This is a genomic window from Cupriavidus basilensis (assembly GCF_008801925.2).
Classification (GTDB): domain Bacteria; phylum Pseudomonadota; class Gammaproteobacteria; order Burkholderiales; family Burkholderiaceae; genus Cupriavidus; species Cupriavidus basilensis.
Genome location: NZ_CP062804.1, coordinates 1,337,453 through 1,360,694, shown reverse-complemented (window position 1 = coordinate 1,360,694; position 23,242 = coordinate 1,337,453). Strand labels below are relative to the sequence as shown.

At 68.3% G+C, this 23,242-nt stretch carries 22 protein-coding genes and 1 pseudogene; 2 read left to right on the top strand and 21 right to left on the bottom strand.

What is annotated here, in order from left to right:
- The first annotated feature begins 14 nt into the window (after positions 1-14).
- Together F7R26_RS26930 and F7R26_RS26925 are read left to right on the top strand one after the other, a co-directional pair.
- Positions 15-2,702 (top strand): annotated as a pseudogene (locus F7R26_RS26930) (TonB-dependent siderophore receptor).
- 128 nt (positions 2,703-2,830) lie between these two features.
- Positions 2,831-3,586, top strand: a complete 756-nt coding sequence (locus F7R26_RS26925) for an IclR family transcriptional regulator (RefSeq protein ID WP_043358260.1) — start codon at positions 2,831-2,833, stop codon at positions 3,584-3,586.
- A 14-nt stretch (positions 3,587-3,600) separates the two neighbouring features.
- Here F7R26_RS26925 and F7R26_RS26920 read toward each other — a convergent pair whose 3' ends face one another.
- From F7R26_RS26920 to fahA, 21 genes are all read right to left on the bottom strand, one after another.
- Positions 3,601-4,722 carry an aromatic ring-hydroxylating oxygenase subunit alpha gene (locus F7R26_RS26920; protein ID WP_150986614.1) on the bottom strand — a complete coding sequence of 374 codons (1,122 nt, stop codon included), beginning with the start codon at positions 4,720-4,722 and terminating at the stop codon, positions 3,601-3,603.
- 210 nt (positions 4,723-4,932) lie between these two features.
- The gene (locus F7R26_RS26915) at positions 4,933-5,631 is read right to left on the bottom strand and encodes a 4'-phosphopantetheinyl transferase family protein (protein ID WP_170301889.1); all 699 of its coding nucleotides are present in this window, start codon (positions 5,629-5,631) and stop codon (positions 4,933-4,935) included.
- 17 nt (positions 5,632-5,648) lie between these two features.
- Positions 5,649-6,101, bottom strand: coding sequence for an excinuclease ATPase subunit (locus tag F7R26_RS26910; RefSeq protein WP_150986616.1), 453 nt, complete (start codon positions 6,099-6,101; stop codon positions 5,649-5,651).
- Between the two features lie 64 nt (positions 6,102-6,165).
- Positions 6,166-7,392 carry a beta-ketoacyl-ACP synthase gene (locus tag F7R26_RS26905; protein ID WP_150986617.1) on the bottom strand — a complete coding sequence of 409 codons (1,227 nt, stop codon included), beginning with the start codon at positions 7,390-7,392 and terminating at the stop codon, positions 6,166-6,168.
- Positions 7,389-8,120, bottom strand: coding sequence for a 3-oxoacyl-ACP reductase FabG (fabG, locus tag F7R26_RS26900; protein ID WP_150986618.1), 732 nt, complete (start codon positions 8,118-8,120; stop codon positions 7,389-7,391). Before fabG ends, F7R26_RS26905 begins: the two co-directional genes overlap by 4 nt.
- The gene (locus F7R26_RS26895) at positions 8,117-8,587 is read right to left on the bottom strand and encodes a hotdog family protein (RefSeq protein WP_206702558.1); all 471 of its coding nucleotides are present in this window, start codon (positions 8,585-8,587) and stop codon (positions 8,117-8,119) included. The genes fabG and F7R26_RS26895 overlap by 4 nt, the downstream gene beginning before the upstream one ends.
- A 2-nt stretch (positions 8,588-8,589) precedes the next feature.
- On the bottom strand, positions 8,590-9,771 hold the full coding sequence (locus tag F7R26_RS26890; RefSeq protein ID WP_150986619.1) for a beta-ketoacyl-ACP synthase: 1,182 nt from the start codon (positions 9,769-9,771) through the stop codon (positions 8,590-8,592).
- Complete coding sequence (locus F7R26_RS26885; RefSeq protein WP_241754741.1) at positions 9,768-10,427, bottom strand: DUF3261 domain-containing protein; 660 nt, start codon at positions 10,425-10,427, stop codon at positions 9,768-9,770. Before F7R26_RS26885 ends, F7R26_RS26890 begins: the two co-directional genes overlap by 4 nt.
- Entirely contained in the window at positions 10,415-11,644 is a 1,230-nt protein-coding gene (locus F7R26_RS26880; RefSeq protein WP_150986620.1) for an NAD(P)/FAD-dependent oxidoreductase, read from the bottom strand. Before F7R26_RS26880 ends, F7R26_RS26885 begins: the two co-directional genes overlap by 13 nt.
- A 90-nt stretch (positions 11,645-11,734) precedes the next feature.
- Complete coding sequence (locus F7R26_RS26875) at positions 11,735-14,116, bottom strand: MMPL family transporter (RefSeq protein ID WP_241754740.1); 2,382 nt, start codon at positions 14,114-14,116, stop codon at positions 11,735-11,737.
- Positions 14,109-14,735: an outer membrane lipoprotein carrier protein LolA gene (locus tag F7R26_RS26870; RefSeq protein WP_150986621.1), complete on the bottom strand. Its 627-nt coding sequence runs from the start codon at positions 14,733-14,735 to the stop codon at positions 14,109-14,111. The genes F7R26_RS26875 and F7R26_RS26870 overlap by 8 nt, the downstream gene beginning before the upstream one ends.
- Positions 14,732-15,181 (bottom strand): acyl-CoA thioesterase, encoded by a 450-nt coding sequence (locus F7R26_RS26865; protein ID WP_150986622.1) that lies wholly within the window; start codon positions 15,179-15,181, stop codon positions 14,732-14,734. The genes F7R26_RS26870 and F7R26_RS26865 overlap by 4 nt, the downstream gene beginning before the upstream one ends.
- 31 nt (positions 15,182-15,212) lie before the next feature.
- Positions 15,213-16,238, bottom strand: a complete 1,026-nt coding sequence (locus F7R26_RS26860) for an LpxL/LpxP family acyltransferase (RefSeq protein ID WP_150986623.1) — start codon at positions 16,236-16,238, stop codon at positions 15,213-15,215.
- On the bottom strand, positions 16,235-16,978 hold the full coding sequence (locus F7R26_RS26855) for a glycosyltransferase family 2 protein (RefSeq protein WP_150986624.1): 744 nt from the start codon (positions 16,976-16,978) through the stop codon (positions 16,235-16,237). Before F7R26_RS26855 ends, F7R26_RS26860 begins: the two co-directional genes overlap by 4 nt.
- Positions 16,971-18,680, bottom strand: a complete 1,710-nt coding sequence (locus F7R26_RS26850) for an AMP-binding protein (protein WP_150986625.1) — start codon at positions 18,678-18,680, stop codon at positions 16,971-16,973. Before F7R26_RS26850 ends, F7R26_RS26855 begins: the two co-directional genes overlap by 8 nt.
- Positions 18,673-19,221: a COG4648 family protein gene (locus F7R26_RS26845; RefSeq protein WP_043355718.1), complete on the bottom strand. Its 549-nt coding sequence runs from the start codon at positions 19,219-19,221 to the stop codon at positions 18,673-18,675. Before F7R26_RS26845 ends, F7R26_RS26850 begins: the two co-directional genes overlap by 8 nt.
- Positions 19,222-19,227: 6 nt before the next feature.
- The gene (locus F7R26_RS26840) at positions 19,228-19,485 is read right to left on the bottom strand and encodes an acyl carrier protein (RefSeq protein WP_043355719.1); all 258 of its coding nucleotides are present in this window, start codon (positions 19,483-19,485) and stop codon (positions 19,228-19,230) included.
- An 87-nt stretch (positions 19,486-19,572) separates the two neighbouring features.
- Positions 19,573-19,845: a phosphopantetheine-binding protein gene (locus tag F7R26_RS26835; protein ID WP_150986626.1), complete on the bottom strand. Its 273-nt coding sequence runs from the start codon at positions 19,843-19,845 to the stop codon at positions 19,573-19,575.
- A complete protein-coding gene (locus F7R26_RS26830) occupies positions 19,832-20,608 on the bottom strand; it encodes a lysophospholipid acyltransferase family protein (RefSeq protein WP_150986627.1) in 777 nt (258 codons plus the stop codon). Before F7R26_RS26830 ends, F7R26_RS26835 begins: the two co-directional genes overlap by 14 nt.
- A complete protein-coding gene (locus F7R26_RS26825) occupies positions 20,601-21,329 on the bottom strand; it encodes a beta-ketoacyl synthase chain length factor (RefSeq protein ID WP_150986628.1) in 729 nt (242 codons plus the stop codon). Before F7R26_RS26825 ends, F7R26_RS26830 begins: the two co-directional genes overlap by 8 nt.
- 625 nt (positions 21,330-21,954) lie before the next feature.
- Positions 21,955-23,217 (bottom strand): fumarylacetoacetase, encoded by a 1,263-nt coding sequence (fahA, locus tag F7R26_RS26820; RefSeq protein WP_150986629.1) that lies wholly within the window; start codon positions 23,215-23,217, stop codon positions 21,955-21,957.
- Positions 23,218-23,242 lie beyond the last annotated feature (25 nt).

Below are 23,242 nucleotides of genomic sequence, written 5' to 3'. Positions count from 1 at the left end.
GCACGGCGCAGCGCATGCGCCTCGTTCCTCAGCTTGTCTCCCAACCCTATTTTGGCCACGGGCGGCAGCTTTCCATGTCTCGCGCATCAAGTGAATTAGCAACGCTGCAGCAGCCACACCGCCATGCAGCCAAAAGCCATTCAATGACACGAGAACCAAGAGGAATCCGCACCATGGCGCACCGCCCCAACGCTTGCACCAACCTGCAAGGGAACATGCCCTCGCCACAGCCTCGCAGCCGCCACCGGCACACGCCGCTGGTGCTGGCGCTACGCGCCGCCCTGCTCGGCTGCGCGCTGGGCGCGACAGCGACGATGCCTGCCATCGCCCAGGCGCAGGCCGCCCCGGCCAGCAGCAAGGCATACGACATCGGCGCGGGCTCGCTGGACCAGGTGCTCGGGCGCTTTGGCCGCGAAGCGGGGGTGCTCGTCGCCATCGATCCGGAGCTCACCCAGGGCCTGCGCAGCGAAGGCCTGCGCGGCACCTACACCGTTGCCGAAGCGCTGGCCAAGCTGCTGTCCGGCCAGCAACTCGAGGCAGTCAGCGGCCCCAGTGGCGGCTATCGCCTGCGCAAGCGCAGCGCGCCATCCGCCGCGCTCGCGTCGGCTGGCGGCCCCATGCTGGCGGAGGTCAAAGTCACGGCCAGCGGGCCGGGTGACGGCATCACGGAGGGCAGCGGCTCGTACACCAGCGATGCCAGCAGCACCGCCACCCGCTTGGGCATCAGCCTGCGCGAAACGCCGCAGTCGGTCAGCGTCATGACCCGCCAGCAGATGGACGACCAGGGCTTGAACGCGCTGACCGACGTCATCACCCAGACCCCGGGCCTTACCCTCAACCAGGGCGGCAACCTGGGCTCCGACAGCAGCAGCGTGTACGCGCGCGGCTTTGCCGTGGAGAACTTCCAGCTTGATGGCGTGCTGCAGCTCAACAGTGGCTTTGGCGGCTTGTTCCAGACCAGCGACATGGCCATCTACGACCGCGTGGAAGTGGTGCGCGGCGCCACCGGCCTGATGAACGGCATCGGCTCGCCCGGGGCCACCATCAACATGGTGCGCAAGCGGCCCACGCGGGACTTCCAGGCATCGGCCAGCGTCGAAGGCGGCTCGTGGGACTACCGGCGCTTCGGGGTGGATGTGTCCTCCCCGTTCAACGAGGCCGGCACCGTGCGCGGCCGCGTGGTCGCCGCTTACCAGGAAAACAATGGCAGCGTGGAACGCCTGCACGAGCGCCGCGAGATCGTCTACGGCGTGGTCGAGGCCGACCTGACCCCCTCCACGCTGGCGACCCTGGGCTTCTCGCTGCAGAGCTTCGATGTACAAGGGCACGCCCGCTCCGGCCTGCCCCTGTACTTCGCGGACGGCACACGCACGGACTGGGCGCGCTCGAAATCGTCCGCCGCCGACTGGGCTTACTCGTACCGGCGCAACCAGAGCCTGTTCGCTTCGCTCGAGCACCGTTTCGACAACGCGTGGCGCATCAAGGGCACGGTCAGCCAGGACACCTACGGCTACGACGAGGTCTTCGGCTACGCGAACAGCGGCTTTCCCGACCGCAGCACGGGCGCCGGCCTGGCCCTCTGGGGCGGCCGCTGGAGCGGCAAGCCGGACCAGACCAGTGTCGACCTCTATGCCACCGGGCCCTTCAGCCTGCTAGGCCGCGAGCATGAGATGGTGTTCGGCGCCACCTTCGCGCGCACCTCCTACGACAACGCCACTTACCAGCTCTGGCGCCCCGATGGCTGGGACGGCAGCATTGCCAACATCTACACCTGGGATGGCCGCACGCCGGGCATCGCACAGAACCCGCCCGTCGGCAGGTACAACTACGCCGAGCAAACCACCGCCGCATATGCCACGGCCCGGCTGCGCCCGACGGATGCCTTGTCCGTGCTGCTTGGCGCGCGCATCACCAACTGGAGCACCGACACCCGCGACTCGGTCACCAGCACCGGCCAGACCACCGTCGACAACCGCTCCGCGAATGGCAAGGTCACCCCCTACGTGGGCGTGGTCTATGACCTCTCCAGGCACTGGTCTGCCTACGCCAGCTAAACGAGTATCTTCAAGCCGCAGAACAACCGCACCCTCAGCGGCAGCTTCATCGACCCGGTGGTCGGCAATGGCTATGAAGTGGGTGGCAAGGGCGCGTTCTTCAACAACCAGCTCAATGTGAGCGGCGCGCTCTACTGGGTCAAGCAGGACAACCTGGCCGTGGCGATTCCCGGCGCCTTCGCGCCCGACGGCTCGCAGGCGTACTACGGCGCCTCGGGCGCCAAGACACGCGGCTTCGAGCTGGAAGCCGCCGGCCAGCTGGCGCGCGACTGGCAGGCTACCGTCAGCTTTTCGCGCAACCTGTCCCAGGACAAGGACGGCATTGCGCTCAACACCAATATCCCGCAGAACACCTTCAAGCTCTTTACCACCTACCGCATTGCCGCCGTGGGCAACGGCCTGACTGTGGGCGGCGGCCTGCGCTGGCAGAGCCAGATCTACAGCGACAACACGGGCCCCCTGAATGCGCGGTCCACGCAGGGCAGCTACTCGGTGGCGGACCTGATGGCGCGCTACCCCATCACCAAGACGATCTCGGCCACGCTCAACATCTACAACCTGTTCGACAAGCGCTACTACACCAGCTCCAACTCGGCCTTCTACGGCACGCCGCGCAGCTTCCGGCTCGGGCTGAACGTGAGCTATTAAGCCACGGCATCGGGGAGCAGCGCGGTCGGCCATGGGGCCATGGGACGATCGACTATGATAAGTGCTTCTCTTCCGACCAATCCGGGCCTGCCCCACTCATGACCGCCAACGACAACAAAGCGCCGCCGATGAACGTGAAGACGGCGTTACGCGTGCTCGAGATCATCGAAACCTTCGCGCGCGAGCGGCGCGCGCTGTCGCTCTCGGAGCTGGCCCGGTTGCTGGCGGTGCCGGCATCGAGCTGCCTGGCGCTGATCCGCACCCTGACCTCGCTGGGTTACCTGTACGAGACCGGCCGCCGCCAGGGCTATTACCCCACGGGCCGCCTGCTGGCCATGGCGCAGCAGATCGCGCGGCACGACCCGGTGCTGGACCGGGTCCACGGCACCATGAACGAGCTGCGTGCGGCCACCGGCGAGACCGTGGTGATCGGCAAGCTGCATGAAGGCCGGTGGGTGGTGTACCTGGACGTGCTCGAATCCCCGCATGCGATCCGCTATATCGCCACCGCAGGCGAGCGGCGAGAGCTCCATGCGAACTCGATCGGCAAGGCCTTGCTATCCGTCATGCCCGAGGACGAGCGCAGCGCGCTGATCGCGCAGCTCAGCTTCGAGCGCTTCACGCCACGCACGGTAGCCAATGCGGCGCAACTGGAAGCCGAGCTGAAGAAGTCCGCCGAGCAAGGCTGCTTCATCAACCTGGGCGAGTCGCTGCCCGATGTTGGCGCGCTAGCCTGGCCGGTGCGGCTGTCGGGAGAATGCTACGGGATTTCCATTGCCGGGCCGGCGTACCGCATCGAGCCCGCGCTGACGCGCTTCTCGGCCATCCTCAGGACGGCCTGCTCCGCGCTCGAGCGCGACGAGCGCAGCCGGTTCTCGCAATAGCCATCAGCCTATCGTCAACTCCCGGCTGACGCTTCCGGCATGCCGCATTCGCGCAGCAGGTCGCGCAGTTCGTTGATGACCGGGAACACCTCCTGGTTCCAGTCGGCGCCCTGCTCGTCATGCGCCGCCTGCTCGCTCTCGACGATCCAGCGGTCCTCCTTGAAGATCCGCTCGGTAAACCACACCAGCAGCGGCCAGGCCAGATTCAGTATGCCGGGAATGCCGGGCTTCTTGATCGAGAGCAGTCCGAACGTGCGGTTGGTGCGCTGCTCGGCATCGAGCGGCACGTAGACGATCCACAGGTCCATCACCAGCGTGGCATCCGAAGTACGGATCTGCAGCGTCTGGTAGGGATACAGGGTGCGGACAGTCATCACGTCCTTGCCGGCTTGCCCGCCCTTGCTGCCCTTGTTGCCGCCGCCGAACACCAGCGCTTCACCCACCGGCTGCTTGCCTTGCTCGCGCGCGAAGGTGTAGTCCACCTCGACCCAGCCGTCACCGCGCCGGCGGCCCAGCGAGCGGGCGCGCATCTGCCCCATCTGCCGCCGGTGCAGGAACTGATGGTTCATGTCCATCAGGTTCTCATGCATGAACGAGTAATGGCATTTGACCTCGCGGCCAAAACGCCGCGTCTTGTAGGCCTTGTTGGCCACCGAGCCCAGGCTGGGCAACGGGGTTTCGTCGGCCAGCACCGCGCTGCCGGGAAACACGAAGATCAGCCCTTGCACCTCGCGGCAAGGGTAGGAGCGCACGCCGTTGGGCAGGCGCTCGCGGCCCAGGTAAGGCACATCGATGCAGCGGCCGGTGCAGTCATAGGTCCAGCCGTGATAGCAGCAACGGATCGATTCGCCGTCGACCACGCCCGCATGCAAGGGCACTTGCCGGTGCGCGCAACGATCCTCGAGCGCGAACACCGCGCCGGACGCCGTGCGCACCAGCACGATCGGCTCGCCGGCAAAGCGCACGCCATGCGCCTTGCCGCGCTTGACTTCGCGCGACCAGGCCAGCGGATACCAGTGATCGGGGTGAATGGTGACGCGGCGCAGGTCACGCAGCGGGACTTCGGCAGGAGCGGGGGTATCGCTATCGTTATCGTTATCGTTGGCACTGCTATCTAGCAACGGAACTGCATGCATGGGGGACTTCTCCTTGCAAGACTGGTATCTCGATTAGCCGACTGCATGGGCGAGGGGACGAAACCAAGGACTCAGTCTAACCGAAGGCGTGCCGAGCGATGTATTGTCTGCCGCGGGGTATTGGCGGGTATTGGCGGGTATCCGGGCTTACCCCGACACTGGCCGGGCGTACCGGCAGTGGCGTGGATCGCGTCCGCGATGACGTGATGCTCAGGACGCATTCGCCGGCGGCGTCAGGCACCAGTAGCGCAGGTTCGCGGGCGCGGTATCCGACAACGACAGGGGGGGCGTGGCGTGGATCGCCAGGATGGCATCGCCGTGGCGCCAGGTGCAAGCATTGGCGCTGGCCGGGGTTGCCGCCGGCGATACCGCCACCGCTTGTCCGAGCATGGTCTGGAACAGCCCCCCGCCGCCGCGCTTGAGCCAGGCTTCCTTCAAGGTCCAGAGCTGGAAGAAGGCCTCGCGTTGCGCCGCCGGATCGCCGCCCGGGCGCAATGCCGGCAAGGCAGCGCGCTCGGCGTCGCTGCTGACCGCAAGCACCAGCGCGTCCAGCCCCTTGCGCGGCAGCACGCGCTCGATGTCCAAGCCGAGCGGTTCCAGCGCGACAGCACAAGCGACGTGGTCACCGGAATGGGAAAGGGAGAGAAAGGCGGACGCAGGCCCAATGGCCTGCGGCGGGCTGTCCGGCGCGGCGCTCAGCGTCCAGTCCTGCCAGCCGCCACCGTAAGCTTGCGCCAGCAATTGGCGCGCGATCCAGCGCCCAGCCACGAACTGCGCGGCGCGCTGGCCGGCCTGCAGGGCGTCCAGGCGGCGCGCTTCGTCCGCGCCCAGCCATTGCCTGGCGGGCGGAACCTGTCCCGCCAGGCCAGCTACCGACGCAACGCGGACGTGGATCGGGGCAGCCGGCATGGCGGGGGCGCGCGGCCTTACTTGCCGGCCACCTTGGCGTACGTGCCCTTGAGTGCGACACCGGCCACCACGGCGCCGGCATGGCATTCGTACTCGGTCGGGCTGGCGACCGAGTCCTTCTTGTAGTAACTCACCACATCGACCACGGCATTGGCGCCGAGGGTCTTGGCCTTGTCCTGGAACGCGATCAGCGCGGACAGCGCGGCCCAGCGGCAGGCGTCTTCATCGCTCTTGCCAAAGCTGTTGGTCTTGCGGTTGGACACATCGCTCTCCTTGGTCTCCAGGACCTTGGGCGTTTTCTGCCCGGCCAGGAAGAACTTGACCGAGCCATCGAGCTTTTCCTGTGCTTCCGGCATATCCAGCACTTCCTGGAACGGCAGCATGTACTTGGTATCGCGCGCCGCGGCGGGCGTGGACAACAGCATGGCGGCCGAGGCGGTTGCGGCCAGGATGGAGAGAGCGTGCTTCATTGACCTTCCTTTCTTGGTGTTGTTGATTTTGTTGATGAGGAAAATGCGCGGTAGTACTGGCAGATCAACGCCAGCGGCGGAACACCAGCGACGTGTTGATGCCGCCAAAGGCAAAATTGTTGCTCATCGCATGATCGATGTCGAGCCGCCTGCCCTCACCCATGATGTAGTCAAGCGAGGCACAGCGCGGGTCCGGGTCGGACAGGTTGATGGTGGGCGCAAACCAGCCGTCGCGCATCATCTCGACCGTCATCCATGCCTCGAGCGCGCCGCAGGCGCCTAGCGTATGGCCCATATAGCTCTTCAGCGAACTCACCGGCACCGCGTCGCCCAGCACCTCGCGGGTGGCATGGGACTCGGCGATATCGCCCTGGTCCGTGGCAGTGCCGTGGGCATTGACGTAGCCGATCGCCGAGGCCGGCAGGCCGGCATCCTCCAGCGCCAGGCGCATGGCCTGCGCCATGGTGTCCGCCTTGGGCTGGGTCACGTGGGCGCCATCGCTGTTGGTGCCAAAGCCGACGATCTCTGCCAGGATGCGCGCGCCGCGCGCCAGCGCGTGCTCCAGCTCCTCCAGCACCAGCGTGCCGGCGCCCTCGCCCAGCACCAGGCCGTCGCGCTCGCTGTCGAACGGGCGCGGCGTGCCATGCGGCGCGTCGTTGCAGGTGCTGGTGGCGAACAGCGTGTCGAACACGGCGGCCTCGGTGGGATCCAGCTCCTCGGCGCCGCCCGCCAGCATGGCCACCTGCCGGCCGCTGCGGATGGTTTCGTAGGCGTAGCCGATGCCCTGGCTGCCCGAGGTGCAGGCGCTGGAGGTGGTGAGGATGCGCCCGGTAATGCCGAAGAACACGCCGATGTTCACCGCCGTGGTATGCGGCATCATGCGGATGTAGGTGGTGGCGCTGACGTCCTCGGTGGTGCGGTCCATCATCATGCGGCCAAAATCGGCCACGGCCGACGGCGTGCCGGTGGACGAGCCGTAGGCAATGCCAAGCTTGCCGCTGGTCACCAGCGGATCGCCAAGCAGTCCCGCATCGCGCAAGGCGGCCTCGCTGGCCAGCACCGACATCACCGCCACGCGGCCCATGGCGCGCGTGACCTTGCGGGTGTAATGCGCAGGCAGCGTGAACGGCGGCACAGGTGCCGCAAGCTGCGTGTTGAGGCCCTTGTAGACGGCCCACTCCGGCATCTGCACGACCGCATTGCGGCCGCTGGCCAGGCGCTCGCGCACGCTCGCCCAGTCGTTGCCCAGCGAGCAGACTGCGCCGGCTCCGGTAATGACGACTCGCTTCATCCGAACATCCCCCCGTTGACCGAAATCACCTGCCGGGTGATGTAGCCCGCATCGGCGGACATCAGGAACGCCACGGTGGCGGCCACCTCGTCCGGCGTGCCCATGCGGCGTGCCGGGATCATGCGCAAGGCTTCCTCCAGCACGTGTTCCTCGACCATTTCTGTATCGATCAGGCCGGGCGCCACGCAGTTGACGGTAATGGCGCGCTTGGCCAGCTCGATGGCCAGCGCCTTGGTCGCGCCGATCACGCCGGCCTTGGCCGCGCTGTAATTGGTCTGGCCCCGGTTGCCCACCAGCCCCGACACCGAGGACAGCGTGACGATACGGCCCGGCTTGCGCCGCTGCACCATGGGCATCACCACCGGGTTGAGCACGTTGTAGAAGGCGTCCAGGTTGGTGTGGATTACCTCATCCCACTCTGCCCCGGTCATGGCCGGGAACGCGGCATCGCGCGCAATGCCCGCGTTGCAGACCACGCCGTAGTAGCAGCCATGGGCTTCGATATCGGCCAGCAGCGCGGCCGCGGCCTGCTCCCGCTGGCTGACGTCGAAACAAAGCACGCGCGCGGTGCGGCCCAGGGCGCGGATCGCGTCGGCCACCGATTCGGCTTCATCGCGCCGGGCCCGGCAATGCACCACCACATCGTAGCCCTCGCGCGCCATGCGCAGCGCGATGGCGCGGCCGATGCCGCGCGAAGACCCTGTGACGAGCACGGTTCGGTTCGTCATGGTTGTTGTCCTTGCAAGAAAGCCTGCGCGTCGGCAGGCTGGAAAACGGAAACGTTGGCGCGCGCCACTTCGCGCTCGCCCAGCGACAGCGAGCAGGCAAACATGCCGAGCCCGTTGTCGCCGACCAGCTCAGCGCGCACTTGTATGGTCAGCACGCTGCCCACCGGGAACGCCGGCACATCGCATTCGTAGCGCCGCGAGCCAAGCAGGAAGCCGATGCCAGGCGCCCGGCCGGCACGCCAGTCCTGCGCGCCGGCCCAGGCGGCGATGGTCTGCGCCATGTACTCGATGCCGACCCAGCCCGGCATGCCGGACTCATCGACAAACAGCTGGGTGGCGCGCACCGTGGTGCGCGCCACCGCGTGTTCCTCATCGGCGCGCAACAGCTCATCGAGCAAGCGCATCCCGCCGGCGTGCGGCAGCACCTCGGCGATTGCCGGCAACGCGGCAAGGGACGTCATGGTCATGGTCAGCCGGCTCCCAGTATCACGGCGCTGTTGCTGCCGCCGAATGCGAAGGAATTGCTCATCACGTAGCGCGGCGCGCGACCCAGCATTTCGCCGGGGGCCACCACGCGCAGCGCCGGCAAGGCCGGATCGGGCACGCCGTCCCACCAGTGCGGGGGCAGGCGGCCGTCCGGGTTGTCGACCAGCGTCAGCCACATCAGCGCGGCCTCGATCGCACCAGCCGCGCCGAGCGCGTGCCCGGTCATCGGCTTGGTCGAGCTCAGCGGCAGATCAGCGCCGAACACCGCGGCGCATGCCAGCGCTTCCATGGCGTCGTTCTGCGGCGTGGCGGTGCCGTGCAGGTTGAGGTAATCGATGTCCGCGGGCGCAAGCCCGGCGCGGTCCAGCGCCTGCAGCATCGCGGCCCGGGCACCGGCGCCGCTGGGATCCGGCGCCGACATGTGATGCGCGTCGGAGGTCTCGCCGCAGCCGGCCAGGCGCACCGGCCCCGGCTCGGCGGACAGCAGGAACAAGCCGGCGCCTTCGCCCAGGTTGATGCCGCAACGGTTGGCCGACAGCGGGTTGCAGCGCGACACAGAGACGGAATCCAGCGCGCTGAAGCCAGCGACGGTGAAGGAGCACAGGGTGTCCGCGCCGCCCGCGATCACCACGTCCGCCATGCCGCTGCGCAGCAGACGCGCGGCCGCTGCCAGCGCCTTGGCGCTCGACGAGCAGGCGGTGGACAGCGTGTAGGCCACGCCGGTCACGCCCAGCACGCCAGCCAGGAACTGCGCCGGCGAACCCAGCTCCTGCTGCCCATAGTGGAAACCCTCAGGCCACGCGCCGGTGGCAGCGCGCGCGCGCACGGCCACGCCGCCCTCGGCAATGCCTGAGGTACTGGTGCCCAGCACCACCGCCACCCGCGCCGGGCCAACCCGGGCAATGGCGGCCTGCGCCTGCGCAATGAACTGGAGCGCGGCGTGATACAGCAGCGCATTGTTGCGGGTACGGTGCACCTCTGGCGTGTCGTCCGGCAGGCTGAGCGCGGCGTTGACCGTGCCGAGCTGCAGCGGCCGGCCCGGGCTGTACAGCTCGGTCACCTCGCCGCCCTGCGGGGCGTCGCCGCGCCAGAGCGCCGCGCGCACGGCATCCGCGCCGTCGCCCAGCGCGCAGGTTATGCCCAGTGCGTTAATAAAGACATTCATTTCGTCCCTCCTTGCCCCGCCGTCGGCAGGGTGCGGATGGTCAGCCGATAGCCATCGCGGTATTGCTCGAACTCGATCGTTTGCGGGTCCGGATAGCGCACCTGCGCCACCACCTCGCCACCCGCGCGCAGCACGCGCCGGCCGGCCTCGACCTCCAGGCGCCAGCCCGCCGGCAAGGCCGCGGCAATCGCCTCGACCGGCCACAACGACAACTGCATTTCACTCAGGATACGCTCCGGCACCAGCTCGGCCGGCGCCCAGGGCGAGCGCACCACGCGCAGGTCCTGCCCATCCCAGTCCAGCCGCGCCAGCACCTGCCCGCCGGCCAGCGCGGCCAGCCGCGTGTGGGTGGCGTCGGCTTCCAGCAAGGCCTGGATCTCGCGGCGCTCCTCCCCGCGCGGGGTGCGGTAAACCACGGTGATCTGCTGCTGCAGCGCCAGCTCCCGGCCCAGCGATGCCGGCGGCAGGCGCAGCAACGGCACGGGCTGCTGCTCGGCAGGCAAGGTGGGCGCGGCAGGCGGCGCTGCGGAACCTGCCGCCGGCCCCGCACCGGGGCCGGCGCAGCCCGCCAGCAGCAACGCACAAGCGGCAACACCCAGCGCCATCCGCGCAGGCGCGGCGCCAATGCCGTGATGCCTGGCGATCAGGCTGCGCAAAGCTGCTCCAGCACGCCAAGGCGGCGCCGCGACTCGGTGACGAACGGGTTGGTGCGGTCCCAGGCATAGCCTGCCAGGATGGCCGAGATCATGCGGCGGATTTCCGGCGTGGCATCGGGATGGAAAATCAGCTTCTGGAAGCGGCCTTCGTACCACGCTTCCACAAAGGTGCGGAAGCAATCCACGCCGTCCTTGAGCGGGCGGCCGTAGTCGGCCTGCCAGTCCACCGTCTCGCCATTCAACTGGCGCGCCAGGCAGGCCGTGGCCAGGCTGGCGGACTTGAAGGCAATGGTGACGCCGGACGAGAACACCGGGTCGAGGAATTCGCCCGCATTGCCCAGCAATGCATAGCCCTTGCCCCACAGCGATTTCACGTTGGCCGAGTAGCCGGCGATCTGCCGGGCCGGGGTATCCCAGTCGGCATTGGCCAGCAGCTTGGCTAGGCCAGGCTCCTCGCCCACCAGCGCCCGCAGCCGCTCGGTCTCGGTCCCTGTGTACTGGTCGAGGAAGCGCTTTTCCGCCACCACTCCCTGCGAGCAGCGGCCGTCCGAGAACGGAATGGTCCAGTACCAGACATCGACATGCTCCGGATGCACGCTGACGCGGATCTTGTTGCGATCGAAGGTGCCCAGCGGGATGCGGTCTTCCACGTGGGTGAAGATGGCGCTGCGCACTGGGAAGTTCGACGGCGACTCCAGGTCCAGCAGGCGCGGCAGCACGCGGCCGAAACCCGAGGCATCCAGCAGGAAGCGCGCCCGCACCTGGTATGCCTTGCCATCCGGGTCGCACACGGTGACGCAAGGCTGCTCACCCTCCAGGTCGACGGCGCTCACCTGGTGCTTGAAACGAACCTCGGCGCCCTGCTTCTGCGCCTCGCGGATCAGCACGTCGTCAAAGCGCGCGCGCTGGACCTGGTAGGTGGTGCCCCAGCCGGCGGAGAACTTGTCGCGGAAATCGAAATCCGTATAGCGGTCGCCACGCACGAAGGCAGCGCCGTTCTTGTACTGGAAGCCGGCCTCGACCACCGCCTGCAGCATGCCCGCCTCTTCGATGTAGGCCATGCTCTGCGGCAGCAGGCTTTCCCCGATCGAGAAGCGCGGGAAGGTCTCCTTCTCGATCACCAGCACATCAATGCCGCGCTTGCGCAAAAGGCCCGCCGCCACGGAGCCCGCCGGGCCGGCGCCGATGATAAGGACATCCACCTGTTCGGTATTCATTTGCAACCCTGTTTGACTCATTGATCTTGTTGGTTTTATTTGTCTTGCTATTTGTCTTGCTGTTTTTCTTGCGGCGACTTCAACATGAAACTAGTGCGCATGCCCGTGCGGCGCGTGCGGCCGGAACCATGGCGACAGCACCCACACCGCCCCCACGCCGGACAGCATGGTCATGCCAAAGGCATGCAGCGCCGGCGTGGACGACAGCGCCAGCAGGCCAAAGGCCAGCAGCGTGCTGGCCGCGCCGAGCACGATCGCCGTCCATGACTCGCCATCGCCGGGATGCTCCAGCAGGAAGATGCCGTAATCCACGCCCACGCCAAGCAGCAACGCCAGCGCAAGCACGGAGAACAGCTGCAGCGGCACATGCAGCCAGCCCAGCAGCGCCACGCTGAATGCCGCCGCCAGCAAGGTCGGCACCAGCGCCCGCCACGAGGCCCTGCCATAGCGCCACGCCAGCAACAGCGCCACGCCCAGCGCGCCGGCACCCAGCAGCCAGGTCATCAGCACGCGGTAGTGCTTGAGCAGCGAGGACAGGTCGGCCACCCGGTCCACCCACTCGACACCCGGCACCTTGGCCGCCGCCGCCTCGATCAACGCAATGGTGGCGGGCTTGTCCAGCCCGCGCAGCAGCATGACGCTGGCGTAGCCCTGGCCCTCGCGATCCAGCCAGAGGTGGCGCAACGTCTCGGAAACCGGGTTCGCCAGCCACGCCGGCAACGTCAGCACACGGTCCGGCGCGGCGGCATTGGGCGCGCCCACGGGGCCGCCCACCGCGCGCGCCACGCGCTCGCGCACGGCGGCCTCCAGGCCATCCGTCAGCGTGGCATCGGCATGCTGGCGCGACGCCGATGGCACCCAATCGGAGATGGCCAGGAAGCCCTCCAGCTCGCCGCGCGCCACCACGCCCGCCAGCGCCGCCTTGACCGCTTCCTCGCGCGCCAGCACCTGGTCCGGCGAGTCGCCGCGCACCAGCAGGAACTGGGCGGGGCTAGGCGTGCCCAGCAAGCGCCCGGCGGTGCGCTGCGCCTCGATCAGCGCCGGCGGCGAGCTTTGCAGCTGGCGCACGTCATCCGCCACCTTGACCTGCCACAGCCCCGGCACGATGAACAAGGCCAGGGCGCCCAGCAGCAGCATCGAAGCGCGATCCATGCCCACGCGCGGCCAGCGCGCCAGGCTGGCGGTCAGCCAGCTCGACAGGCGCGTCTGGCGCAGCTGGCCGCGGTCGAGCAGCGGGAACCAGAACACCACGGTCAGGAAAGCCGCCACCAATCCCACGGCCGAGAACAGCGCCATTTGCCGCAGCCCCGGGAACGGCGCGATGCCCAGCGCCAGGTAGGCCACCACGCTGGTCGACAACGCCAGCGCCATGCCCGGCAGCAGCCGGCGCATCACCTGCGGCGGCGACAGGCCAGGGCTGGCCTGCCGCGACACGAAATAGTGAATGCCGAAGTCCTCCGCCACGCCCACCAGGCTGGCCCCGAACACCAGCGTGATCAGGTGGACGCGGTCAAACACCAGCGCGGTGGCCGACACTGCGGCAGCCGTGCCGATCAGCAGCGACAGCCCCACCAAGATGATCGGGCGCAGCGAACGGAAGGCCAGCCAGACCAGCAGCAAGACCGCCGCCAGCGAGCCCCAGCCGATCACGTTCATCTCCAGGTTGGCCTGGGATGCGGCGGCTTCCGCGTGCAAGGGAATGCCGGCAGCCACCACGTGCACGCCGTCGTCGCCCTGCGCGGCGGCGCGCTCGCCCAGCTGCAGCACGTCGCCGTAGTCCGTATTGCCGCTCACCGAGAACGCAGGCTTGGTGATGCGATAGGTCAGCAGCACCCACTCCTTGCCCTCGGCGCTGAGCGCGGCGCGGCCATCACGCTCATGCACGCGCGTGATCGCCGCGCGAGACAGCCACCAGTCCTGCCACAGCCCGATCGGGTCGGCCGCCCAGTCCGTCAGGCGCGGGCCGGTGGAAAGCTGGTAGAGCCGGGTCAGCGCCTGCTGGGACAGTACATCGGGATCCGCCTGGCGCAGCATGGCGCGCTGGCTATCGGTCAGCAAGCGGTCGCGGTAAGGCCGGTAGAAGGCCAGCGCCGCGTCGAGGTCGAAACTGGCGATGCGGTCCACTGGCTGCAGCAAGCTTGCCTGCGGCTTCGCGGCCGCGCTGAAGCGATCGGCGGCGGCGCGGGCGCGGGCCCAGTCGGGCGCGCCCACCAGCACCACGATCTCGCGCGAGACGCCATCGGCCAGCCGGCGCAGCACGCGGTCGGCGGTGGCGGTGCGCTGGCTGGTGGGCAACAAGGCCATCACATCGGTGTCGAGCCGCGAGGCGCGCCAGAACTGCAGCTGGTGCACCGTCAGCGCGATCACCAGCAGCAGCCATGCCACGGCCAGCACCCGCTCCAGGGTGCTGAGCCCGTGCGCTGGCTTGCCGGTGGCCGGGGCGGCCTTAGCCACCTTTGCCGCCTTACTCAAAGCGCTTCTCCTCATCGGCGCCAAGCTTGGCGGCCGCGCTCGGGTCGATCAGCTTGACGGTGGTGCTGTCGCCGCTGCCTTCTTCCAGGCGCACGGTGCGCACAAAGCGGTCCCCGGCCAGCTCGATGCGGGTGAATACGCGCCGCATGCCGGCATCGGTCGGCGTCAGCGTCAGGGTCCAGCCGCTCTTGCCAAGCAGTTGGCCGGCCACCTCGAAACGTGTGGACAACGCGCGCAGGTCGCCGCGCAGCACGGCAATCACCGATTCGCCCACGACCCGCATGGCGGGCTGGGCGTCTGCCTGCAACTGTTGCTGCACGCGGCCATCGGCACCGCGCATGACCAGCCGGTCCGGCGTGACCAGCAGGCTGGACGCAAACGGCTCACGCGTGCTCCACACCACGCCGCGCTCGCGCGCGAGCACGAAGTCTCCGCGTGAAACCAGCGGATTGGCAAAGCCGGACAGGCGGCGAGTCTGTTCGAAGCGTCCGTGGATGACCGGGGCATCGGACAGGCGCGCAGCCACCGAGGCCAGCAAATCCGGCGCGGCCGCGGCGGCAAGGCCCGGGCCAGCCAGCACGGCGCAGCACAGCGCCAGCAACAGGCGGCGGCGCATCATGCCTGGCGCTCCGGCGGCGCCCCGTCTTGCACGCCAAGGCACGCCAGCAGGACCGGCGGGCAGACGTACTGCATCTCGCCATTGGCCATGTCCACCGCCACCTGGATGGTGTAGCCCTTGGTCAGGCGCCGGCCGCTGGCGGCATCGCGGACCACATACTCGATCTTGAGCCGGTTCTCCCACTCGACGATGGTGGCGCGCACGATGAATGACTGGCCGTAGGTAAGCGGCCCGACATACTTGACGCGCATGTCCACCACCGGCCACGCATAGCCCGAGTCCCGCATGGCGGGGTAGTCGTAGTGGTAGCGCGCCAGCAGCGCGCAGCGTGCCTGCTCGAAATAGCGCACGTAGTTGCCATGCCAGACCACGTTCATCGGGTCGAGGTCGTGGAAAGCCGCGCTGAGCGTGATCTCAAAGCTGAAGTCCTGGGAGGCTTGGGGCATAAGGTTGGGTATCGCGATATCCGGATTCAGGTCAGTTCTCGATGGGGGCGGCGCTGGCGCGCGCTGCGTCCGGCACGGCGCCGCCCTGCCCCCAGAAATCGTAGAAGTTGAACCAGTCGTAGGGCGACTCCACCAGCAGTTGCGACAGCCATTGCGCATAGCCAGCCGCATGCTCGGTCAGGATTGCGTCGCGCCGCGCGCGCGGCAGGCGCACTTCACGGGCCAGCTCGGTAAAGCGCAGCAGATGGCCGTCGCCCGAACGCACGCAGCCCATGGCGAACAGCGGGCATTCCAGCAGCGCTGCCAGCACGTACGGCCCCACGGGAAAGCGCGCGGGCGCGCCCAGGAACGGCACCGTCACGGCGCGGCCGCCATGCACCGGGACACGGTCGCCTGCAATGGCCACGAACTCGCCCGCGCGGACCTTCTCGGCCAGCTGCAAGGCGGTGGCCGGCGAGATATCGTCGACCTGGAACAGCTGCAGCCCGGAGCGCGGGTCCAGCCGCGACAGGATGCGGTTGAACTGCGCCGCGTGCGCGGTATGCACCAGCACCGTCAGGCGCAGGCCGGCGCGCTGGTTGGCCAGCACCCGGCACAGCTCCAGGCAGCCCATGTGGGCGGTCACGATGATGCCGCCCTGCCCGCTGGCGATCTGCGCCAGCATCACCTCGGCGCCTTCGCGCCGCACCGCGCCGTAGCGGTAGCCGCCGCCGATGGCCAGCAGCTTGTCGAGCAACGTGTCGGCAAACGAGAACAGGTGGCGCAGGCTGTGGCGCAGCCCCGGCATCATGCCCGCCGGGCCGACCGCGCCCGCAGCGGCCTGGATGCGGCGCAGATAGTCGAGCGACGCATGGCGCGCCAGCGGCTTGGCAAGCCAGTAGTAGGTCACCACCGGGTACAGCACCGCGCGGAACAGCACGCGGCCGCACAGGCGATACAGCCAGTACAGGCTCCACACGCCCCATACGCAAGTGGATTCGCGAATCTGGCTCCAGTGACGCGCCATGCGCCCGGGTTGCGCCGCTTGGGTGCCTTGGGTGGCTTGGGGCGTGCTCATGCCGGCCGCACCTTGCGCCACAGCAGTACCGGCAAGCGCTTGAGCATGCCGAAGAAGAGCCGCGTATGCATGGAAGAGATCAGCACGTTGTCGCGCCAGACCTGGAAATGGGAAACGCCATCGGTGGGATACGTCACGCGCGTGGGCACGTTGACGATGCGCACGCCGCGCCAGACCAGGTGCACCAGCACCTCGGTATCGAACTGCATGCGCCGGCCCAGCTTGACCTGGCGCACCAGCGGGAGCACGTGCGCGAGAGGATAGACGCGCAGGCCGCACATCGAATCGCGCACGGCAAACGACAACGTGTTGATCCAGACCCAGACGTGGGTCAGGTAGCGCGCCAGCAGCCGCACGCGCGGCACCGACTCGTCGTAGACCGGGCAGCCGCAGATCATCGCGTGCGGGCTGGCTTGCGCCAGGGCCAGGAACTGGGGGATGCAGCCGGCATCATGCTGCCCATCGGCGTCGATCTGCAGCGCATGGGTAAATCCCATGCGCGCGGCCTCCTCGAAGCCCGCCATGATGGCCCCGCCCTTGCCCTGGTTCTGTGGCAGGCGGATCAGGTGGACCCGCTCGGCATGGCTTGCGGCAAGCTCGCGCAGCACATGCTCGCAGGCCGGGCTGCTGCCGTCGTCCACCAACAGGCACGGCAACGGGTGCGCGAGAATGGCTTGCACCATCGCGCCGATGGCACGTTCGTGGTCGTAGACCGGGACGAGCGCCACGGGCTTAAACATCCGCCTCTCCAAAAATGATGCGCCCGCTGGCGTGCGGGCCGCGCGCCGAGCTCAGGCGAAAGGCCAGCGCGCTGCGCTCGGGCTGCCAGGCCAGCGTCATGTGCACCAGGGTGCCGGGCGTGATCACAGCCTGGAACTTGAGTATCTCGATCCGGCGAAAGCGCGCGCGCGGCGGCACCGGCAGGCGCTCCGGCGCCAGCGCCATCACCCAGTCGACCTGGGCCACGCCCGGCACGATGGGGCTGCCCGGGAAATGCCCGTCGAACACGGCCAGGTCCTCGCTGACCTCCAGCTCGGCGGCGGCGGACAGCGCGTCCTGTGCGGCCTGCCAGCGCACGGCCGGCAGCACGCGGCGGAACACGTCGCGCAGCATGGCTTGCGTGGTCTTGCCCTGCGCGTTGCAGGGCAGCGCCTCGGCAAAGCTCCAGCGCCGCGGCAACGCCACCGCGTCCACGGCATCCGCAAGGCGGGCGCGCAGCGCGGCAAGCAGGGCCGCGCGGCCCTGCCCGTCCAGCATGGCCGCGCCGCTCTCGCTGGGCACCACCACGGCGCCAAGGCGCGTGCCGACATCCAGCTCCAGCAGCACCACGCGCGCCTCGCGCACCAGCGGCGACGCGGCCAGCGCCTGCTCGACCTGGGTCAGCGATACGCGCTTTTCCTCGATCTTGACGATGTGGTCGGCCCGGCCCGCCAGGGTGAAGCCGCCATCCGCGGCGGGCAGCACATGGTCCGCGCACAGGAACCAGCCGTCATCCGGAAGGTGCGCGGAGCACACCTCCAGGAAGCCGTCCTGCAAGCGCCATTGCACACCGGGCAGCGGCGTCCAGCGGTCTTCATGGCGGGCACGCTGGCGCCAGGCGATGCCGCCGGTTTCGGAGCTGCCGAACACTTCGATGGGGGCTTGCCCCAGATGGCGCAACGCGTCGGTGGCGGCCTCCGGCGGCAAAGGCCCGCCCGACGAAAACACGGCGCGCAGCACGGCGCGGGCGGCAGACCAGTCGAGCGCCTGCGGCATGCGCCGCAGGTGTGCCGGGCTGGTGACCAGCAGCGCGGGCGCATCGCCGCATGCGCGCACGATTTCCTCATGGAAGGCGAGTCGGTCCGCCGGCATGGCGCGCGCTGCGGCAAGCGGCCACAGCACGCAAAACAGCAGGCCGTAGATATGCTGGTGCGACACCGTTGCCAGCACCCTCACCTGCGCCGGCAGCGCCGCGCCGAACGCTTCTTGCAGCGCCTGCACTTCCGCGTCGAGCTGCGACAGGTGCTTGACGATGGCGCCGGGCGCGCCGGTGGAACCCGAGGTAAACATTGTCACCAGCGTGTCGCGCGGCGCCAGCGCAGGCCAGTCCATGCAGTCGACCGGCTCGATCGATGCTTGCGGCCGCAGGCCATCGGGCAACTCGCCGGCGCAGCCATCGGCGCGCTCGCGCAATGCCGCCAGCGTTTCGGCGCGCGTGTCGCCGGGCAGCACCACGTGCTTGCCCGCGTGCCAGGCGCCCAGCAGCGCCGCCGCGAACTCGGTGGTCGATTCGATGTAGAGCGCCCAGGACTTCCCCGGCGCGGCGGAAAACGCTTGCCGCCAGGCGGCCACGCGCCGCACGAACTCCGGTGCGGTGGTCGCGCCGGCCGCGCCATGCGCGACCACATGCGAGCGCTGGGCCAGCGCCGCCATCAACCCGCTTACGCCCAGCCACTCAGCCATGCCGCCCCCTTGCCATCACACGCTGGCGCACCAGCCATTCGCCGGCGAACATGGCACCGATCAAGCCGTAGGCGATGCCACCGTTGTAAAGCGCCCAGATCCGGTCGCTGGCCAGCACGGCGGTCAGCGCGGCTACCGTGCCGTTGCACACGAAGAACACGCACCAGGCTTGCGTCACGCGGCGCGTGTACGCCACGCCCGAGGGCGGCAGGTCCGGCTCGCGCAGCCGCGCCAGCCGCTCCACCAGGCTGGGCGGGTGCCGCAGGCTCCAGCCAAACAAGCCCAGCATCGCGGCATTGACCAGCACGGGGTATAGCTTGAGGGGCAACGCGTGGTTGGACGCGGCCACGATCGCGGCCAGCACGGCGGCGGCCACGGCAAGCAGCCGCCAGCCGGCCTGGCGGCTGGTCAGGGCGCGCAACAGCGCCAGTGCCACCAGCGCCAGCGCCATCACGCGCGGCGACCAATGCTGCAGGCCGAAGTAGATCGCCACCGGATAGCACAGCGTCAACACGCCGAGCAGCAATTTGCGCACGGGCATGCGCGCTCAGGCCGTGGCGGGCGAGTCGATCAGCAAGGCCAGCGCCTGCACCACGTCCTGCACGGTGCGCACGGCCTTGAACTGCTCCGGCTTGATCGGCTTGTTCAGCATCGGCTTGAGCTTCACCAGCAGGTCGACCGCGTCGATGCTGTCGATGTCCAGGTCGTCGTAGAGACGGGCTTCGGGACGAATGCGGGCCGGGTCGATCTCGAAGGTTTCCTCGAGCACCGCGGCCACCCGCGCAAAGATTTCGTCATGGGTCATGATGGGCTTCCCCCTGTTCGGCTATCACCGGCCGTGGTTGCCGGCCTGGCAAGTGGTATGTGGATCCTTGGTGTGTCGCGGGCGGGTTCAGGCAGAAGCCTGGCCGGCGCGCTGAGATGCGACGAACGTGGCCAGCGCTGTCACGCTGGCAAAGCGCGCGCGCATGTCTTCCTTGTCGCCGTTCATGGTCACGCCGTAGCGCTTTTGCAGCGCCAGCCCGAGTTCGAGCGCATCGATCGAATCCAGGCCCAGCCCCTCGATGAACAGCGGTGCGTCGGCGTCGATATCGTCCACGCCGATATCCTCCAGCGACAACGATGAAATGATCAGTTCCTTGATTTCTTGCTCAAGCGCCTTCACGGCGAACCTCCCTGGAAAAAAACTCGGATAGCGATTGGGTCAGGTGCCGTACCGCCAGCGCGTCGTCCAGTCCGGACGGCACCATCTGGGCGACACTGACATCCTCTCGCACGTCAATGATGTAACGAGGCCTGCGGGCCGGCACGCGGTACCACTTCTCACCCTTGGTGAGCGTGGGCGGCTCGCACCGGATCACCACGGGCGTCAGCGCAAAGCCGCCGCGCACCGCGACATTGGCCGCACCCCGTTGCAGGCGCAGCGGGCCGTGCAACGGCGTGCGCGTGCCCTCGGGGAAGATGACGAGATTATTGCCCGCGCGCAGCGAGGCAATGCAGTCATCCACCATGCCCGCGCCGGAGTCATTGCAGACGTAGCCGGTGGCGCGCACCGGGCCACGCGTAAACGGGTTGTGGGCCAGGCCGGAGCGCACCACGCAATCGGCCTGGCGCGTCAGCGCGATCAGAAAGACGACATCGATCAGCGACGGATGGTTGGCCACGATCAGCAAGCCCTGGCGGCGCAGCCGCTCAGGATGCCGCACCTCGTAGCGGATCACCCCGACCGAGCGCATCAGCCACAGGAAAAGCCGGAACGCGTAATGCACCACGTTCTTGCAAACCCGCTGCCGGCGCGCCGAAGACCACAGCAAGACGGTAAGCAACGGGAACACCATCACTCGCAGCACAAGGCCGCCAACGCCGAAGCTGGAGAAGCACAGCCCGGTCGCGCAGACGCGCCAGGCCCGGTCCAGACGCTCAACCATGCCGCTGCCACCTCCAGCCCGCACGCTCCCCGGCGTGGCGCAATTCGGTGTCGCCGGACAGCATGAAGCGCAGCACCTCCAGCCCATGCGGCAGCGGCACGCCGGCGGCGCCCGGCAGGGCCTCCCCCACCACTTCAAGACTGAACACCGGTTGCCCCGCCTGCGGCATGCCGACCCGCCACGCCCACCCGAACAGGCACTCCGGCTCGTCCGCGAAGACGGCATAGGCCTCGGGCAGCGGCGCCTCGTAGTGCACCAGCAAGACTTCCGGGGCGCCGTCGGCCAGCAGGCCGCACGCTTCCACCACCGCCGCCTCCACCGTATCGCGGCCCGCGGCCAGGGCTTGCAGGTTGCCCGGATCGCCCCGGTCGATCGAATACAGCGCGCCGATGGCGTTGTGCACGGACAGGCCGAAGGCCGTGGGCGACAACGGCTCGCCGTCGGCAAGGTCGCCGAGCATTTGCAGCGGGCGCAGGGTGTCGCCGTGGCGCGATGCGAAGATGACGGGAATGCCGTCCACGCCCGGCTGGCAGGCGTAGGCGGGGTGCAAGGCCGCGCGGCCCAGCGCGGTGATCCTGCGGCGCAGCATCGGGGCCATGGCGGCCAGCGTGGGCAATGCGTCGCCTTTGGGCAGCCAGGGCGCGCGGCTCCAGGCCTGCCAGGCTTGCTGCGTCTCTAGTTGTGCTGCACATGCCGCCCATGCGCGAATACCAAATTCCATTGCCGTGCCGTTCGCGTAGGGTAGATGAAAAGGCGGGTCGCTGCCGGCCCGCGGGTGATGCACATCGGCGCCAGCAGACACGCAGGCGTTTCGCACACATCACGAATCACGCCCGTTGCCGAATTTTGTTGACAGATACCGCCTGTTTGCCCAGGTTTGCCGCTTGATTGCTGCTTGAATACTCTTCTTGCAGTGACTCCTGGGCCGCTGCCGTGGCGGACATGGCTGCCTGCCGGCCAATGACGATGCCCGCTGGCGAGTCGGTATTAGACCGGTGTCAATCAGGTGTTAACGACCGGAAACCCGCGAAATTGACCCCCCGGGCGACCCGCAGGTGGAAGCCGCAGGACATCAAAACATCATTTATGCCAGGAATGCCGAACTTTGCCCTGCCCTTTTTGTCAGGGCCGAATTCTCGCACAAAGGCGCGGCATCAGGGGATGCAAGAAGGTTAAGAAAGTTGTCAATTGTAACGGCGCACGCCAGCCGGCCATGCGGTGGCATCGCCATGCCTGTCAAGGCCAGGAGGGAAACGGGGGAATGAGAGCGGGAGGGAGTGTGACCGGGTTATCCCCCGCCCGGCGTAGCGCGGCGGGGGCCCGTGGCAAAACGAGCGTGACGCGGCTTACAGCGCGGGCAGGATCTTCCCTGCCACCTCGCCAAAGCCGACGCGATAGCCGTCGCCCTGGCACCAGCCGGCCATGATCACTTCGTCGCCATCCTCCAGGAAACCGCGCTTGCTGCCGTCGGCCAGCGTCAAGGGCTCGGCACCGTTACGGGTCAGCTCCAGCAGGCTGCCGTAGGAATCCGGCGTGGTGCCGCTGATGGTGCCGGAGCCCATCAGGTCGCCCACACGAACGTTGCAGCCGGACACGGTGTGGTGCGCCAGTTGCTGGACCATGGTCCAGTACATGGCCTTAAAGTTGGTGCGGCAGACGGTGGTGGCCTGCGCGGCGCCTTCAGGGCGCAGCGAAACTTCCAGCGCGATGTCATAGGCGTTGCGCTCGGGCTGCTGCAGATACGCAAGCGGCTCGGGCGATTGCACCGGATTGTCGCGGCGGAACGGCTCGAGCGCGTCCATGGTGACCACCCATGGGGAGATCGAGGTGCCGAAGCCCTTGCTGTTGAACGGGCCCAGCGGCACGTACTCCCACTGCTGGATATCGCGCGCGCTCCAGTCATTGAGGATCACCATGCCGAACATGTGCCCGGCGGCCGCAGCGGTGCTGACCGGCTCGCCCAGGGTCGACGGCTTGCCGACGATGAAGGCCATTTCCAGTTCGTAGTCGAGCTTCTGGCAAGCCGTAAAGACCGGGCGCGGCGCGTTCGGCGGCTTGATCTGCCCCTTCGGGCGGCGCAGTTCCGTGCCGCTCACCACCACCGAGCTGGCGCGGCCGTTGTAGCCGATGGGAATCTCCAGCCAGTTGGGCAGCAGCGCATTTTCCGGATCGCGGAACATGCGGCCCACGTTGGTGGCGTGCTCGCGCGAGGAGTAGAAATCGGTGTAGCCGGGGATGTCCACCGGCAGGTGCAAGGTAGCCCAGGCCATCGGCACCAGGGCCTGCTCATGCAGGGCCGACTTGGGATGCAAGGTGGTGTCGTCCGCCGCCAGCATGGACGTCAGGCGCTGGCGGGTTTCCGTCCATGCCGGCTTGCCGAGCGCGATGAAGGCGTTGAGCGTGGCGCCGCCAAACACGCCCTTGACGGAGGCGGGCAGCAGGCCCGCCTCGTCCAGTACGGACAGGTCGAGAATGAAGTCGCCGATGGCGACGCCTACGCGCGGACCCTGACCGTTCGGGGAAAAGATGCCGTAGGGCAGGTTCTGCAGCGGGAAATGCGTGACGCCATCATTGGCGGATTCGATCCAACTCTGCTGGACAGTGGTCATCGGGGGCTCCGGAAGGCAATGACAA